Below are 15,986 nucleotides of genomic sequence, written 5' to 3' on the forward strand. Positions count from 1 at the left end.
CGCCATGAAAGGGCAGAAAACACATGTTCGGGTGCACCCGAGACCCTTGTGGGGTACCTCACACAGAGGACGTGATGACGCTCTTTTTCCCTTCTCACGGCAGGACCGGAACGGCGGTGACCAGTACCGTCATGGTTATGACGACTTCCGCATCCGTTCCCACCGAAGGCGCCATATCTCCCGGCGGCCGTGTGACCGATCGCCTGGTCGACGCCAACGAGCGGTACGCCGCCGCGTTCACCGACCCCGGTATGGACGCCCGGCCGGTGCTGCACGTCGCCGTCGTGGCCTGCATGGACGCCCGACTCGACCTGCACGCCGCGCTCGGCCTGGAGCTCGGCGACTGCCACACCATCCGCAACGCGGGCGGTGTGGTCACCGACGACGTGATCCGCTCGCTCACCATCAGCCAACGCAAGCTCGGCACCCGCAGCATTGTCCTGATCCACCACACGGGCTGTGGCCTGGAGGCGATCACCGAGGACTTCCGCACCGAGCTGGAGATGGAGGTGGGCCAGCGTCCCGCGTGGGCGGTGGAGGCCTTCCGGGACGTCGACCAGGACGTACGGCAGTCCATGCAGCGGGTGCGCACCTCGCCGTTCCTGGTGCACACCGACGACGTGCGCGGCTTCGTGTTCGACGTGAAGACGGGCCTGCTGCGCGAGATCGACCCCGCGTAACCGGCTGCCGTCCGGCTGCCGTAGCTGTCGTTTCGCTGTTGATTTCGGCCCTCAGGGTGCCCAAAACGCCGTAAGACCCGACATAGTGCAGCCAGTTGTCCACAGTCGAGTGACACGAATCGGTAACGGCAGCAAGAATGCGGTTGTGGCGTCACGCGGAACTTTTTCGCGTGGTGTCCGTGATTCGGGGTGGGCCGGTTACGCATCACAGAGCGTCGGCCCGGAAAGTACGGGCCGAGGAGGGCCGGGTGACCACCTATGACGATCGAGCGAGCCTCACTGATCTGACCGCCGTCGTGGAGCGGGTACGCAGTTCGGTGGAGGGCGTGATCGAGGGGAAGCCCGAGGTCGTTCGGCTTTCGCTGACCGTGCTGCTCGCCGAGGGACATCTTCTGATAGAGGACGTCCCCGGCGTCGGCAAGACCATGCTGGCCAAGGCGCTGGCGCGGTCCATCGACTGCTCGGTGCGCCGCATCCAGTTCACGCCCGACCTGCTGCCCTCGGACATCACGGGTGTGTCCATCTGGGATCAGCAGCGCCGGGACTTCGAGTTCAAACCGGGTGCGATCTTCGCGCAGATAGTGATCGGCGACGAGATCAACCGCGCCTCGCCGAAGACCCAGTCGGCGCTGCTGGAGTCGATGGAGGAGCGCCAGGTCACCATCGACGGGCAGACCTACGAGCTGCCCAGTCCCTTCATGGTGGTGGCCACGCAGAACCCGGTCGAGATGGAGGGCACGTATCCGCTGCCGGAGGCCCAGCGCGACCGTTTCATGGCCCGGGTCTCCATCGGCTACCCCAGCGCGGACGCCGAGCTGCAGATGCTGGACATCCACGGCGGGGTGAACCCGCTGGACGACCTCCAGCCGGTGGCGCACGCACACGACATCGTGAAGCTGGTCGAGGCCGTCCGCGGCGTCCACGTCGCCGAAACGGTCCGGCGGTACGCCGTCGACCTGGTCTCCGCCACCCGCACCCACCCCGACCTCAGACTCGGCGCGTCCCCGCGCGCGACGCTGCACCTGCTGCGCGCCGCCAAGGCCTCCGCCGCCCTCAGCGGCCGGGAGTTCGCGCTGCCGGACGACGTCCAGGCGCTCGCCGTCGCCGTGCTCGCCCACCGTCTGCTGCCCACCGCCCAGGCCCAGCTGAACCGGCGCACCGCGGAACAGGTCGTGCAGGAGATCCTCCAGCGCACCCCGGTTCCCGCCGCACCCCAGCAGGGCGGCCTCGGGATCGGCCGCACCGCACCCGCGTATCCGCAGCAGCCGCCGCGGAGCCTGTGATGTCCACCGGGGTGCCCTCCGCCGACGGCCCCGAGACCGACCGGGGCGACAAGGGCGGGGTGCGTACCGCGCTGGCGGGTCTGACCACCCGGGGCCGCTCCTTCTTCGCCGCCGGCATCGCCGCGGCCGTCTGCGCCTACGTCCTCGGCCAGAGCGACCTGCTGCGGGTCGGCCTGATGCTGGCCGTGCTGCCCCTGGTCTGCGCCACCGTGCTCTACCGCACCCGCTACCGGGTCGCGGGCAGCCGAAGGCTCTCCCCCGCGCGCGTGCCCGCCGGCAGCGAGGCCCGCGTCCATCTGCGGATGGACAACGTCTCGCGGCTGCCCACCGGCCTGCTGATGCTCCAGGACCGGGTCCCCTACGTCCTCGGCCCGCGCCCCCGCTTCGTGCTCGATCGCGTCGAGCCGGGCGGCCGCCGCGAGGTGTCCTACCGGGTCCGCTCCGACCTGCGGGGCCGCTACCCGCTCGGCCCGCTCCAGCTGCGCCTGACCGACCCGTTCGGCATGTGCGAACTGACCCGCTCCTTCTCGACGTACGACACCCTGACCGTGATCCCGCGCGTGGAGGCGCTGCCGCCGGTGCGGCTGAACGGCGAGGCGAAGGGGTACGGCGACGGGCGGCAGCGCTCGCTCGCCCTGGCCGGCGAGGACGACGCCATCCCGCGCGGCTACCGCTACGGCGACGACCTGCGCCGGGTGCACTGGCGCTCCACCGCCCGCTACGGCGAGCTGATGGTGCGCCGCGAGGAACAGCCCCAGCGCGCCCGCTGCACGGTGCTCCTGGACACCCGGGGCCTCGCCTACGCGGGCGCGGGCCCGGACTCGGCCTTCGAGTGGGCCGTCTCGGGCGCCGCCTCCGTCCTGGTCCACATGCTCGAACGAGGCTTTTCCGTACGGCTGTTGACGGACACGGGCAACTCCGTACCCGGCGAGGGCGCGGACGGCTTCGCCGGCGCCAGCCAGGGGACGGCGGACGCGGCCGGGCTGATGATGGACACGCTCGCGGTGATCGACCACTCCGACGACACCGGCCTGTCGCGCGCGTACGACGTGCTGCGCAGGGGGAACGAAGGACTGCTGGTGGCCTTCTTCGGCGACCTCGACGAGGAGCAGGCCGCGGTCGTCGCCAAGATGCGGCAGCGCAGCGGGGGCGCGCTCGCCTTCGTGCTCGACAGCGAGAGCTGGATGCGGGAACCGACCGACGTTCCCGGGGCGTTGCAGGAGCGCGAGGAACGGCTGCGGATGCTGCGCGAGGCGGGCTGGACGGCACTGGGTGTGCCGCGGGGCGCCTCGCTGGAGGAGCTGTGGCGCCTCGCGGACCGCGAGCGCACGGGCGTCGGCGTGGCCGGCGCCGGGGAGGGACCGTGATGAGCGGGCGGGGACGACTGGCGCTGTGCGCGTGGGCGGCCACGCTGATGGCCTCGTGCGCCCTGCTCCCGCTGGTCGAGCCGGTCACCTGGATCGTGCAGGCCGCCTTCCTGCTCGGGGTGCAGACGGTCGTGGGCGCGGTGACCCGGCGGATCCCGCTGGCCCGTCCTCTGACGGTGGCGGCCCAGACCCTCGTCACGCTGGTCATGCTGACCCTGATCTTCGCCCGGGACCAGGCCCTCTTCGGGCTGATCCCCGGCCCGGGCGCCTTCGTGCACTTCGGGGACCTGCTCCAGCAGGGCGGCGATGACATCGCGCGCTACGCGATCCCGGCGCCGCTGGCGTCCGAGGGCATCAAGCTGATGGTCTTCGGCGGTGTCCTGATCATCGGACTCGTGGTGGACACCCTCGCGGTGACCTTCCGCAGCGCGGCGCCGGCGGGCCTGCCGCTGCTCGCGCTGTACTCCGTCGCCGCGGGACTGTCCGAAGGCCACGGCGGCTGGTTCTGGTTCCTGGTCGCGGCGGCCGGCTATCTGCTGCTGCTTCTGGCCGAGGGGCGCGAGCGGCTCTCGCAGTGGGGTCGCGTCTTCGGCGGGGCCGCGCGCGGCCCGGGCGCCGACTCCGGGCCGGTGGCGCCGGTGCGCACCGGCCGGCGGATCGGCGTGGCGAGCCTCGGCATCGCCCTCGTGGTATCGGCCGCTCTGCCCGCGATGAACGGCGGCCTCCTGGACGCCACCGGGGCGGGCGTGGGCGCCGGAAACGGCAACGGCGGCACGATCTCCGCCGTGAACCCGCTGCTCACCCTGCGCGACAGCCTGAACGTGGACGAGGACCGCCAGGTCCTGTCCGTGCGGACCGGGAGCAGCACCGACATCTCCAACCTGTACCTGCGGATCGTCTCCTTGGACGAATTCGACGGCCGGACCTGGAAGCCGTCCAAGCGGCCCATCAAGGCCGTACCGGACGACTTCCCCACCCCGGTCGGCCTCGGCGGCGACGTCAAACGCGCGGAGGTGGAGACGACCATCCAGGCGGCGAACTGGTACGCGCAGGACTACCTGCCGATGCCGTACCCGCCGAGCGGCGTCAAGATCCGGGGCAGCTGGCGCTACGAGCCCGAGGGGATGGCGCTCGTCGGTGACCACGGGCAGAACACGCGCGGGCTGACGTACCAGGTGAAGAGCCTGGACGTGCAGCCGACGGCCGAGCAGCTCGCGTCGGCGCCGACCGCGCCCGCGGCCATCGAGCGCGACTACACCAAGCTGCCCGACTCGGTGCCGTCGGTGGTGGCCAAGACCGCCCGCGAGGTCACCGCGGGCGCGAAGAACCCCTATGAGCAGGCGGTCGCGCTTCAGGACTACTTCGCGGTGAACGGCGGCTTCGAGTACGACACCAAGGTGGAGGTCGGCGACGGGCCCAACGCGATCGCCAACTTCCTGCGGGACAAGCAGGGCTTCTGCGTGCACTTCTCCTTCGCCATGGCGGCGATGGCCCGCTCCCTGGGCATTCCGGCCCGGGTCGCGGTGGGCTTCGCGCCCGGCACCCCGCAGGCGGACGGCTCGATCTCGGTGGGGCTCAAGGACGCCCACGCCTGGCCCGAGCTGTACTTCGAGGGGGTGGGCTGGACCCGCTTCGAGCCCACCCCGACCCGGGGCACGGTGCCCTCGTACACCGTCCCGGATGCCACCGGCAATCTGACCCCCGACGTGCCGCGGCCGTCCGCGGGTTCGTCCACGGAGCCGTCGGCCTCCCCCTCGGCGAGCGAGAGCTGCTCGGCCCAGCTGCGCAAGCTGGAGGCGTGCGACAGCGCGTCGCCCGCGGCCGCGGCGGCCGGGGACGGTGGCGGCCCCTGGTGGGCCGTACAGGGCCAGTGGTGGTACCTGAAGATGCTGTTCTGGGTGTTCGTGGGGCTGGCCGTGCTGTCGATCCCCTTGGCGCCGATGCTGTGGCGGCTGCGCACCCGTTCGGTACGCCTGGGCGGGCACGGCCGCAGTGACGCGGATGCCGCCGCGCACGCCTTGGCGGCCTGGCAGGAGCTGACGGACACGGCGTGGGACTTCGGGATCCTGCCGGACGACTCGCAGACGCCGCGCAAGGCGGCGGCGCGGATCGTACGTCTCGGGCATCTCGATCCGACGGCCGCGGCCTCGGTGCACCGGGTGGCGGACGCCGTGGAGCAGGTCCTCTACGCCCCGCGCCCCCGGCCGACGGCCGGCCTCGCCCAGGACGTCCACCGGGTGATCGGCGGACTGCGCGGCTCGGTCGGCCGGGTCACGCGGGTGCGCGCGCTGATCGCCCCGCGTTCCACCGCACGGGTGGTCTGGGCGGCGTCGGAGTGGTGGGCCGGGATCAGGACACGTGCGGCGGCGATCCGGCCGACCCTGCGCAAGCCGTTCGGTCAGCAAGGCTGAAAAGCACCGCACGCAGAGGGCGGAACGACGGTGGCCCGAGCCTTTCAAAGGCCCGGGCCACCGTGTTTCGCGGGGTGGGAGTGCCCTGCGGAGACGGGTGGGGTGACGTCCTGAGGACATGCGCGAGCTTGGGGACATGTCTGAAGGGGTGAGCACCCGGCTGGGTGCTCACCCCTTCAGAACGTCTGTGGGAGCTGCTCGGCGGGCTGGCTACTGGCCGCCCTGTTCGTCTCGTCGCCGCTGCCAGCGCTGCTCGATCCGATCCATCATCGAGCGCTTCTGACGTCCCTGGCGACGGGCATGCGGGGCGCCCGCGGCAGGCTGCTCGCCCGGCTTGGGGGCCTTGCGCCAGCCGGTCACGGCGAGTACCGCGCAACCCAGCATGACGAGGAACCCCACCACACTGAGCCACACCTGCTTGGCGACCATACCGGCCATGAGGAGCGCGATACCTACGAGGAAGCCGGCAACTGCCTGGTAGACCCGCCGCCGGGTGTACGTACGCAGCCCGCTTCCCTCGAGCGCCGACGCGAACTTGGGATCTTCGGCGTACAGCGCTCGCTCCATCTGCTCGAGCATGCGCTGCTCGTGCTCCGAGAGCGGCACGGAGTCCTCCTCATCGTGCAGTCGCCGGGGCGACTCGGGGGGTCCCTTCAGGATAGGCAGGGAATCGCCCCCGTGAAACCCGCCCCTCTGCGCCAATTGGCCAACCGGATTCCGCCATGCACGCTCCGGCTGCTGAATCTTGTCATTCCCCAGCGGCCGTCCCGTCATGCCGGGCGGTCTCCCTCGATCATACGGCGCTGCGCGCGCGATCGGGGGGCCTGTGGCGTACTCCATGTGCCATCAAGTACCTGATCAGCACTCCGGCACAGGGGACGGCTCAGGCCTCGGCGGCCTCCCGGGTCTCGCCGAGCACATGGAGCTGCGTGGCCACGGAGTGGAAGGCGGGGAGCTCGGCCGCCGCCTCCTCCAGCTTCAGCAGGGCGTCCAGGGCACCGGGCTCGGTGTCCACGAGCACGCCGGGGACGAGGTCGGCGAAGACCCGCACACCGTGCACCGCGCCCACGGTGAGGCCCGCGCCCTCGACGAGCGCGGTGAGCTGTTCGGCGGTGAAGCGGCGCGGCACAGGGTCGCCGTCGCCCCAGCGGCCGTTCGGGTCGCCGAGCGCCTGCCTGGCCTCCTTGAAGTGGCCGGCCAGGGCCCGGGCGAGCACGGCGCCGCCGAGACCGGCGGCGAGCAGACTGAGGACGCCCTCGGGGCGCAGGGCGGCCACGACGTTGCGCACGCCCTCGGCCGGGTCGTCCACGTACTCCAGGACGCCGTGGCACAGCACCACGTCGTAGCCGCCGCGCTCGGCGACGTCGAAGAGGCCGTGGGCGTCGCCCTGGACACCTCGCACCCGGTCGGCGACGCCGGCCTCGGCCGCGCGGCGCTCCAGGGCGAACAGCGCGTTCGGGCTGGGGTCGACGACGGTGACCTGGTGGCCGAGGCGGGCGACGGGCACGGCGAAGTTGCCGCTGCCGCCTCCGGTGTCGAGGACGTCCAGCGCCTGGCGTCCCGTGGCCTTGACCCGGCGGTCGAGGGCGTCCTGGAGGACCTCCCAGACCACGGCGGTACGGAGAGAGGCGCGGGGTCGCATCGGGTCCGACACGGCAGTTGACTCCTCGGCGCGGCACCGCCCGTTGCACGGCGGAGCGATCGGGGCGCCTTCCCGGCCGGGGGCATGGACGGGGAAGGCTTCAGGCGCTCCCCACCCTATTGCCTCCGCCGCCGCGCCCAGCCATCACGGTGCCACGGCCAGGGACACGTCCCACCGGGCGGGGCGGCGGGAACCGAGGGGCGCCGGGTGGGGCACGTGGCGGTACGAGGAGAGGCTTGGCGGGGCGATCCGCGGAGGGGCGCTCCGCGGCACACTCCGGGCCGAGAAGGCGACACCTGAGACTCGGCTGGGTGGCCCACGGGCGGGTGCCTGCGATCCGCGGCGGGCAAGACGCGGAGACGGCACCTACGGCTCGGCAGGATGGTCCACGGAGGGCGGCTCCGCGGCACACTCCGGGCCGAGAAGGCGACACCTGAGACTCGGCTGGGTGGCTCACAGGCGGGTGCCTGCGATCCGCGCCGGGTCGAGACAGGGAGGCGCGGTGCCCACGCCGGTCGAGGGGCGGTTTGCCGGGGCACCGCGGGGGTGCGTCCTGGGTCTCCCTCGCGACACGTGCCCCGGCCCCCACCCGCGAGGCGTCCATCCAGGCCGCCGTCGGCGAGACGGTCTCTGGACCACCCCCTGGGGTACGAGTCCCCGAGTCGTGGCCGCATCCCGGCCACGAGCGTGCCGCGCTTCAGCCCGCGTCCGGAAAGTCGCGGTCACGGTCGGGATCGCCGGCGTCCCCCTCGGGCTGGTCCGCGTCCTGGCGTGGTTGGGGCAGGACCGGCTGGAGCACCAGCATCCGCTCGACGAGACGCAGGAACATCGCCACGTCGCGTATGAGGTCGTCCGCGTCCCGGCGGCTGGCCGCGCCCTGGATGCCGGCCTCGGCCCGGGCGCGGCGCCGGGCCCCGGAGGCGAACAGCGCGCTCCACTCGGTGAGCTCGGGTGCTATCTCGGGAAGCACTTCCCAGGCGCTCCGGATCTTGGCGCGACGTCGGGGCGTGGGCTCCGGACGCCCCCGCGCGGCGAGCACGGCGGCCGCGGTGCGCAGCGCGGCGAGGTGCGCCGTCGCATAGCGCTCGTTCGACGTCTCCAGCGCCGAGGCCTCGTCGAGGCCGGCGCGGGCCTGGGCGAGCAGGTCGAGGGCGGCGGGCGGGGCCGTCGCCCGGCGCAGGACGGGGTGTACGTCGCTCGCCGGGCCGGTCAGTGAGGGGGCAGGGCCGGTGGCGCGGCGCCGACGGGCGGCGGCTGCGTGATAGCTGGCCATGACGAACCTCCTGTCGTCTGGTTGCCGGCACGTCCCGCTACGGAGTGCCGTATGTGCCCATCGTGAGGTATGCCACTGACAATCCGTTCTGACCTGGGCTTTTGCTTCGATCGAAGGTTCGGGTTAGTTTTTGCACTGACCAGTCAGTTCAAAAAGTTCTCGGTTCAAGAAGATCAGGGGGTGACATGGACGGAGTCGCTGTCACGGCCGAAGGTTTCGGGCTCAAGGGGCCTCGCGGCTGGGCCTTCCGCGGGATCGACCTCGCCGCCGAGCCCGGCGCGTTGATCGCCGTGGAGGGGCCCTCGGGGTCCGGTCGCACGAGCCTGCTGCTCGCGCTCACTGGGCGGATGAAGGCCACCGAGGGGACGGCGACGGTGGGCGGGGCGCGGCTGCCGAAACAGCTGGCGGCGGTGCGCCGGTTCAGCGCGCCGGCGAACGTCGCCGGGGTCACCGACCTCGACCCGGCCCTGACTGTCGCCGAGCACTTGCGTGAACGGGCGCTGCTGCAGCGCCGGTTCGGCGATTCGGTGCGCGCGCTGCTGCGGCCGCGTGAGGAGCGTAGGTCCGAGGCGAGGCTGAGGATCGACACCGCGCTGACGTCCGCCGGGCTCGACCGGGAAGCGCTGCCCAAGGGCGCGCGAACGGCCGTACGTGATCTGGAACGCCTGGAGGCCCTGCGGCTGTCGATCGCCCTGGCCCTGATCGGCCGCCCGCGGCTGCTCGCCGTCGACGACCTGGACCTGAAGCTGTCGGACGCCGAGCGGACCGAGGCCTGGGCGCTGCTGAGGTCCCTCGCCGCGGCCGGGACGACGGTCGTGGCGGTGGGCAGTGAGGCCCCGGAGGACGCCGTGACGGTGTCCACGCGACCTGAACCGCAACAGGACACGCAAACCCGGAAGGAGAAGGCCGATGCGCTCGCCGAAACTGGCCGCGCTTGAGCTGCGCCGCTTCGGCAGGGGGAAGCTCCCGCGCGCCGCCCTTGTGGCGCTGCTCGTGTTGCCGCTGCTGTACGGCGCCCTGTATCTGTGGTCCTTCTGGGACCCGTACGGCCGCCTGGACCGCATCCCCGTCGCCCTCGTGAACGACGACAGGGGCGCCACCGCCGACGGCAGAAAACTGACCGCGGGCGACGACCTCACCAAGGGGTTGCGCGAGAGCGACACCTTCGACTGGCACCAGGTGAGCGCCGCCGAGGCACGCAAGGGTGTCGAGAACGGCACCTACTACCTGTCGCTGACCATGCCGGCCGACTTCAGCAAGAAGATCGCCTCCAGTGCCGGGAACTCCCCCGAGACCGGCGCCCTCCAGGTCCGTACGAACGACTCGAACAACTACATCGTCGGGCAGATCTCACGGACAGTCTTCGCCGAGGTGCGCCAAGCCGCGTCCACGAAGGCGTCGCGATCCTTCCTGGACCGGATCTTCATCTCCTTCTCCGACATCCACGGGGCCACGGTGAAGGCCGCCGACGGGGCCGATGACCTGGAAGGCGGCATCGGCAAGGCGGAGAAGGGATCCGAGGACCTCGCCACGGGCCTGAAGGACGCCGAGGCGGGCAGCGGGCAGCTCTCCGACGGGCTGGCGAAGCTCGACACGGGTTCGGGCGACCTCGCGGACGGCGCACAGCAGGTCGCCGACGGGACGCAGAGCCTCGCCGACAAGGTCAACGGGGTCGCGGACAAGGTGGGTCCCTTCCTCGAAGGCAACGAGAAGGCCATCGGCGACACCGCCCGGCTCGTCGCCGACTCGGCCGGAGCCGTCCGCCACAACCTCGACACCCTGGTGAGGACCGCCCCGGCGGCCGCCGAGGGGGCCCATGAGGCCGCCGACTCCCTGAACGCCGTCCATAAGGCGCGCTGTACGGACCCCGTACTGCCTGACCCCGCCTGCGCCGACCTGAAGAAGGCCGAGCAGGCTGCCGCCGACGTGGCGAAGGTCGCCGACGACGTCAACGCTCTCGTCGCCGACCAGAACGGCGATCTGAAGAAGCTCGACAGCCGGCTCGCCACCCTCCAGCAGCAGGCCCGAGCACTCGCCGACCGGGCGCCCCGCCTCTCCGAGGACCTGGACGACGCCGTAGCGAAGATCAACAAGCTGAACCAGGGCGCGGGCAAGGTCGCCGCGGGCGCCAGGACGCTCCACTCCGGCCTCGGCACCGCGAGGACCGGCGCACAGGACCTGAACGAGGGCGTCGGCCGGCTCAAGACCGGGGCCGACGACCTGAGCGGCGGCATGTACAAGCTCGCGGACGGCTCCGAGAAGCTCTCCGACGGGCTGCACGACGGCGCATCGCAGATCCCCGACTACGACAAGAAGGACCGCGACCGGCGCACCGACGTGATGGCGGATCCGGTCCAACTGGTCTCAAGGGACCTGCACAAGGCGCCGAACTACGGCACGGGGTTCGCCCCGTACTTCATCCCGCTGTCCCTGTGGGTGGGCGCGATGGTGGCGTACATGCTGATCACACCGATGAACCGGCGTGCGCTCGCCGCCGGTGCCGCGGCCTGGCGGATCGCGCTGGCCGGGTGGCTGCCCGTGGTGGCGATCGGAGTGCTGCAGACGGTGGCGCTGATGTCGGTGCTGCACTGGGCGATCGGCCTGCAGATGGCGCGGGCGGCCGGGACCGTGGGCTTCCTCTTCCTGGTGACGGCCTGCTTCGCGGCGATCGTCCAATGGCTGAACGCACGCTTCGGAGCGGCGGGCCGGATCCTCGTCCTGGCGCTCCTGATGCTCCAGCTGACGTCCGCGGGCGGCACCTACCCCGTCCAGACCAGTCCGGGCTTCTTCAACGCGATCCATCCCTTCCTGCCGATGAGCTACGTCGTGGAGGCCCTCAGGAGGCTCATCACGGGCGGCGGTCTCACTCCGGTGTGGCACGCGTGCGTGGTGCTCCTCGCCTTCACCGCCGGCGCCCTCGCGCTGACCGCCCTGTCGGCCCGCCGCCGGCAGGTGTGGACGCTGGACAGACTGCACCCGGAGCTGACCCTGTGAGCTCTTCCGCGACATCAGGGGCGGCCTCACCTGTGAGAATCAGAACCATGGAAAGCAGCAGCGCCACGGCGGGCGTCAGCACACGCCGCGAGGCCACCCGGCAGAAGCTCTACGAGGCGGCCGTCACGCTCATCGCCGAGCAGGGCTTCTCCGCCACCACGGTCGACGAGATCGCCGAGCGGGCCGGAGTCGCGAAGGGCACGGTCTACTACAACTTCGCGAGCAAGTCCGTCCTCTTCGAGGAACTGCTGCGGCACGGCGTGGGCCTTCTCACCGCCTCCTTGAAGGAGGCAGCGGAATCGACGGCCCGCGCGGGTGGCGGCAAGGTGGACGCCCTGGACGCGATGATCCGGGCCGGTCTCGTCTTCATCGACCGCTACCCGGCCTTCACCCAGCTGTACGTGGCCGAGCTGTGGCGCACCAACAGGGCCTGGCAGTCCACGCTCATGGTGGTCCGTCAGCAGGCCGTGGCGGTCGTGGAGGGCGTCCTGCGCGAGGGCGTGGAGAACGGCGAGTTCAGCGACGAGATCGACGTACCGCTGACCGCCTCCGCCCTGGTCGGCATGGTCCTGGTGGCCGCCCTGGACTGGCAGTCCTTCCAGCCCGAGCGCTCTCTGGACGACGTGCACGCGGCGCTGTCGCGGCTGCTGCAGGGGCGGGTGAGCGGGCGCCGGGGATGACACGAGGCTGACATGCGAAAGCGCCGGTCCGCTGTGGCCGCGTCCCCCGCGGGCCACCTCGAACCGGCGCCTTCCCTTGCTCCCCCGTTTTCCCCCGAACCCCCCGTTGGGCCCCCGTTCGGTCGTTCCCCCGCTTTCCCGGGTTCCCCCGTGCCTCGCTCCCGCCGGCCTCGGCCGGCGGAAGGAGCGGATCCGGGGCCGGCTCCGTTCCGGCGCCCCGTGTCGCCGGTGCCGGAGCCGTTCCCCTTCGCCGTGGCTCCACTCTCTCGTTCGAGCAGGTCGGGGCCCATCCGCGCGCGTACTCATCTCGCCCCCTAGGTACGGATACTCAGTTCTGCGCACTCACCCCCAGACCGCCCCACGGCCGACTGGTTACGATCGCGTCCGTGTCCGTACTCCCTCTGGTGTTCACCAGCGGCTGGGCCAGCGGCGTCAACGCCTACGCGGTGGTGCTGCTGCTCGGCGTGTTCGGCGCGACGGGGCTGAGCGACGACGTCCCCGGGACCCTCCAGCGCCCTGAGGTCCTCGTCGCGGCGGGCGTGCTGTTCCTGTGCGAGGCAGTGGCCGACAAGATCCCGTACGTCGACTCGGCCTGGGACTCGGTCCACACGGTGATCCGTCCCGTCGCCGGCGCCTGGGTCGGCGCCCTGCTTGCAGGTCAGAGCGGTTCGCTCTCCGATGTGGCGGCGGGTCTGATCGGCGGTTCGACGGCCCTGGCCAGCCACACGGTCAAGGCGGGCACGCGTATGGCGGTCAACGCCTCGCCCGAGCCCTTCAGCAACGTGATCGTGAGCCTGGCCGAGGATCTCGGGGTCGGCGGCGTCGTCGCCTTCGCGATGTTCCACCCGGAGGCGGCCGCGGTCATCGCGGGCGTACTGCTGCTGGCCGGCCTGCTGACGCTCTTCTTCCTGATCTCCCGCATCCGAAGATTCCGACGCCGCAGGGCCCGACGCCGGGAGGAGAAACGCCTCGCGGCACAAATCGTCCGACCGCCCGGCTGACGGCCGCACACGGTGTTCGGCAGGTCCTCGTCGGCAAGCCGCCGCCCGCGGGCGGAGTGTCAGTGGCGGCCGATAAAGTCGCAGGCATGGCACGGATTGCGGTGATCGGCGCTGGGATGGGCGCGATGGCGGCCGCTGCCCGGCTGGCCGTCGCGGGCCACCGGGTGGCGGTGTACGAGCGCACGGAGACGTACGGCGGGGCGGTGCGCCGGTTCGAGCGGGACGGGTTCGGGTTCGACACCGGGCCGGGACTGCTCACCCTCCCCGCCGTCTACCGCGATCTGTTCATCAAGACCGGCAAGGAGCCGCTGGAGTCGGTCGTCGAGCTGGTCCAGGTCGATCCGTCGTCGCGGCACATCTTCACGGACGGCACCGAGGTGTCCCTGCCGAACGCCTCGCGCGCGGGAGTGGTCGCCGCACTGGAGGAGGCCCTCGGCGCGGGCGCGGGAGGACGCTGGGGTGACTTCCTCATCCGGGCCCGCGAGGCCTGGGACCGCACCCGCAGGCCGCTCCTGGAGGAGCCCCTGTGGCCCAACTGGCAGGTGCTGCAGCGCGAGCCGTACCCCGCGGTGCCGCACAAACGGCTGCTGCGCACCCGACGGGCCTGCACGCTGCAGGAGATCGGTGCCTGGGAGCTGCGTGACCCGCGGCTCGCGGCCCTGCTCTACGGCCATGCGCTCGCCCACGGCGTCGACCCCGGTACCGCGCCGGCGAGCGCGGCCGTCCTGCCGTACATGGAGCACGCCTTCGGAACCTGGTATGTCCGGGGCGGCATGCGGGAGTTGGCGCGGGCGGTGTACGAGCGGTGCGTCAAGCGCAAGGTCGAGTTCCACTTCGGCGCCGAGGTGACGGGCGTCCTGGAGAAGGACGGTCGCGCAGCAGGTCTGGAGTTGTCCGACGGGGCGGTCGTGGAGGCGGACACCGTCGTCGGCGCCGGACCCTGGCGACTGCGCGGGCTCGTACCGGGTCGTGAGCTCTACGGCGCGAAGGACGTCCTTCCCGACGCCGAGGACCTGCATCCCGGCCGGGTCGTCGTGTGCCTCGCCCTGCGCGAAGCGCGGGAGCCGGACGCCGTGCACCGCACGGTGGTGTACGGCCCCGAACCGGAGAACGAGCTGGACCTGTTCGTGGACGGGGATATGCCCGACCCCACGGTCCGGATCGACCGGCCGGACGACCCTGCCCTGCGTCCCGGCGCGGACCACGAGTCCGTGGTGCTGACGGCGACCGTGCCCTGCGGCCTTGGCCACGACTGGGGCGCCCCGGGAGTCGTCGAGGCCTTCGCGGACCGGATGGTCGCCGCCGCCGGGCGGGCGATTCCGGGCTTGCGTGAGCGGATCCTCTGGCGCGAGGTACGCACGCCCGTGCACACCGAGCGGGAGACAGGAGCCGTGGGCGGCGCCGTTCCCCCGCCCTCGCTGGCCGGCGGGGAAGGCACCCTGCACCCGTCCAACAGCACGGCGATACCTGGCCTGTTCACGGCCGGCGGCTGGTCACACCCCGGCGGCGGCCTCCCCCATGCGGGCATGTCGGGCTCACTGGTGGCCGGACTGATCGTGGAGGGACCGGAGTTCCGCGGTTCTCAGTGACAACAGCTCAGTGACGAACGCTCAGTGACGACCACTCAGTGACACCCGCGCGGGATCAGAAGCGGTACTGCTCGTCGTACCCGTTCCCCTGGCTCTGCCCGTGGTTCTGTCCCTGGCCGTCGTCGGGGTAGTACCCCTGCTCCGGCGGGAGTTCGCCGCCGTAGGACTCGTCGGTGCGCTGCTGCGGCACCCACACCCCGCCGGCCGGAGTCTCGCCGCCGTACGTCCCGCCGTACTGGTCGTAGCCCTGCTGGGCGAACTGTTGCTGACCGCCGTAGGAGGCGTCGTACGACCCCGCGCCATAGGTCTGGGTGCCGATGTACGGGTCGGAGTAGGCGGCGTACTGCTGCTGCCCGGCCTGGTCGTAGCCGTACTGCTGCTGGTCGTATCCGGAGTAGCCGTCGTAGCCGTACGTCTGGTCGGCGGCGGCCGTCGCGTACTGGTCCTGGGTCTGTCCCGTGGACGCGTAGGACTGGTCACCGGCGTAGGAGGAGTCGTTGTATATGCCGTAGGAGCCGGTGTCGTCCGGCAGGGGCTGCGGCTCGTAGACCGAGGTGGTCTCGGCGGTGGTGGGCGCGGCGGAGCGCGCGGGCGTGAAGACGTCGTCGCGGTCGTAGTCGTCGTGGCCGTAGCCGGAGGTGTCCGGCCGGCCCTGGTCGTACCCGGCCTCGTCGCCGTGGGCCTCGTCGCCTGCCTCCAGGTCGGAGACCTCCAGGGCGGGCTCCTCGCGGCCGCGCTCACGACGGCTCTTCTTGCCGCCGGTCAGACCGCCCAGCGCGGCCGGCGGGTTGACCGCCCAGCCCTGCTCGAAGCCGCGGCGGAACGACAGGGTGACGTAGGTCTGGCCGACCGCGAAGGCGATCGCGCCCAGCCCGATGACGACCACCGACGGCATCAGCACGCCGAGGACCACACCGAGGAAGCCGACGAAGGCGAGCAGCCGCCAGCGCAGCCGTGCCTTGTACTGCAGCAGCACCTCGCCGAGCAGCCACAGCGCGACGATTCCGAACGCGATGTAGAGGACCGTCCAGCCCATGTACGCCCCTCTCCCAGTGACCGCTACGCA

Annotated in this window: 13 protein-coding genes; 9 read left to right on the top strand and 4 right to left on the bottom strand. The window is 71.8% G+C overall.

Going from position 1 to position 15,986, the window contains the following annotated elements:
* Positions 1–74 precede the first annotated feature (74 nt).
* From QF027_RS13390 to QF027_RS13405, 4 genes are all read left to right on the top strand, one after another.
* Positions 75–680 (top strand): beta-class carbonic anhydrase, encoded by a 606-nt coding sequence (locus QF027_RS13390; RefSeq protein ID WP_266565988.1) that lies wholly within the window; start codon positions 75–77, stop codon positions 678–680.
* 248 nt (positions 681–928) lie between these two features.
* Complete coding sequence (locus QF027_RS13395) at positions 929–1,963, top strand: AAA family ATPase (protein ID WP_306982765.1); 1,035 nt, start codon at positions 929–931, stop codon at positions 1,961–1,963.
* On the top strand, positions 1,963–3,330 hold the full coding sequence (locus QF027_RS13400; protein ID WP_306982763.1) for a DUF58 domain-containing protein: 1,368 nt from the start codon (positions 1,963–1,965) through the stop codon (positions 3,328–3,330). Before QF027_RS13395 ends, QF027_RS13400 begins: the two co-directional genes overlap by 1 nt.
* A complete protein-coding gene (locus tag QF027_RS13405) occupies positions 3,330–5,741 on the top strand; it encodes a transglutaminase TgpA family protein (RefSeq protein WP_307074693.1) in 2,412 nt (803 codons plus the stop codon). The genes QF027_RS13400 and QF027_RS13405 overlap by 1 nt, the downstream gene beginning before the upstream one ends.
* 210 nt (positions 5,742–5,951) lie before the next feature.
* Here the strand turns inward: QF027_RS13405 and QF027_RS13410 are convergent, their stop codons facing one another.
* The 3 genes from QF027_RS13410 to QF027_RS13420 form a co-directional block, all read right to left on the bottom strand.
* On the bottom strand, positions 5,952–6,347 hold the full coding sequence (locus QF027_RS13410; protein WP_057618523.1) for a DUF3040 domain-containing protein: 396 nt from the start codon (positions 6,345–6,347) through the stop codon (positions 5,952–5,954).
* A 277-nt stretch (positions 6,348–6,624) separates the two neighbouring features.
* Entirely contained in the window at positions 6,625–7,395 is a 771-nt protein-coding gene (locus tag QF027_RS13415) for a methyltransferase (protein ID WP_306982757.1), read from the bottom strand.
* A 685-nt stretch (positions 7,396–8,080) separates the two neighbouring features.
* Positions 8,081–8,656 carry an SAV_6107 family HEPN domain-containing protein gene (locus QF027_RS13420; RefSeq protein WP_306982755.1) on the bottom strand — a complete coding sequence of 192 codons (576 nt, stop codon included), beginning with the start codon at positions 8,654–8,656 and terminating at the stop codon, positions 8,081–8,083.
* 185 nt (positions 8,657–8,841) lie between these two features.
* Here QF027_RS13420 and QF027_RS13425 point away from each other — a divergent pair, with 185 nt between their 5' ends.
* From QF027_RS13425 to QF027_RS13445, 5 genes are all read left to right on the top strand, one after another.
* Positions 8,842–9,594 carry an ATP-binding cassette domain-containing protein gene (locus tag QF027_RS13425; protein ID WP_307074695.1) on the top strand — a complete coding sequence of 251 codons (753 nt, stop codon included), beginning with the start codon at positions 8,842–8,844 and terminating at the stop codon, positions 9,592–9,594.
* Positions 9,566–11,650 carry a YhgE/Pip domain-containing protein gene (locus QF027_RS13430; RefSeq protein WP_307074697.1) on the top strand — a complete coding sequence of 695 codons (2,085 nt, stop codon included), beginning with the start codon at positions 9,566–9,568 and terminating at the stop codon, positions 11,648–11,650. Before QF027_RS13425 ends, QF027_RS13430 begins: the two co-directional genes overlap by 29 nt.
* Before the next feature lie 47 nt (positions 11,651–11,697).
* A complete protein-coding gene (locus tag QF027_RS13435; protein ID WP_307074699.1) occupies positions 11,698–12,330 on the top strand; it encodes a TetR/AcrR family transcriptional regulator in 633 nt (210 codons plus the stop codon).
* Positions 12,331–12,716: 386 nt separating this feature from the next.
* Positions 12,717–13,331, top strand: coding sequence for a DUF4126 domain-containing protein (locus QF027_RS13440; protein WP_307074701.1), 615 nt, complete (start codon positions 12,717–12,719; stop codon positions 13,329–13,331).
* Between the two features lie 86 nt (positions 13,332–13,417).
* The gene (locus QF027_RS13445) at positions 13,418–14,920 is read left to right on the top strand and encodes a phytoene desaturase family protein (RefSeq protein ID WP_307074703.1); all 1,503 of its coding nucleotides are present in this window, start codon (positions 13,418–13,420) and stop codon (positions 14,918–14,920) included.
* 55 nt (positions 14,921–14,975) lie between these two features.
* On the opposite strand, the gene QF027_RS13450 is transcribed toward QF027_RS13445, so the two are convergent.
* Positions 14,976–15,956 carry an SCO2102 family sporulation regulator gene (locus QF027_RS13450; protein ID WP_307074705.1) on the bottom strand — a complete coding sequence of 327 codons (981 nt, stop codon included), beginning with the start codon at positions 15,954–15,956 and terminating at the stop codon, positions 14,976–14,978.
* Positions 15,957–15,986: the final 30 nt, after the last annotated feature.

It is taken from the genome of Streptomyces canus (assembly GCF_030816965.1).
Lineage (GTDB): Bacteria > Actinomycetota > Actinomycetes > Streptomycetales > Streptomycetaceae > Streptomyces > Streptomyces canus_E.

Bases quoted from the DNA above. Each gene is read 5' to 3' on its own strand.
- QF027_RS13390 (WP_266565988.1), top strand. From the start codon at position 75: ATGACGCTCTTTTTCCCTTCTCACGGCAGGACCGGAACGGCGGTGACC.
- QF027_RS13400 (WP_306982763.1), top strand. From the start codon at position 1,963: ATGTCCACCGGGGTGCCCTCCGCCGACGGCCCCGAGACCGACCGGGGC.
- QF027_RS13405 (WP_307074693.1), top strand. From the start codon at position 3,330: ATGAGCGGGCGGGGACGACTGGCGCTGTGCGCGTGGGCGGCCACGCTG.
- QF027_RS13420 (WP_306982755.1), bottom strand. From the start codon at position 8,656: ATGGCCAGCTATCACGCAGCCGCCGCCCGTCGGCGCCGCGCCACCGGC.
- QF027_RS13425 (WP_307074695.1), top strand. From the start codon at position 8,842: ATGGACGGAGTCGCTGTCACGGCCGAAGGTTTCGGGCTCAAGGGGCCT.
- QF027_RS13430 (WP_307074697.1), top strand. From the start codon at position 9,566: ATGCGCTCGCCGAAACTGGCCGCGCTTGAGCTGCGCCGCTTCGGCAGG.
- QF027_RS13435 (WP_307074699.1), top strand. From the start codon at position 11,698: ATGGAAAGCAGCAGCGCCACGGCGGGCGTCAGCACACGCCGCGAGGCC.
- QF027_RS13445 (WP_307074703.1), top strand. From the start codon at position 13,418: ATGGCACGGATTGCGGTGATCGGCGCTGGGATGGGCGCGATGGCGGCC.
- QF027_RS13450 (WP_307074705.1), bottom strand. From the start codon at position 15,956: ATGGGCTGGACGGTCCTCTACATCGCGTTCGGAATCGTCGCGCTGTGG.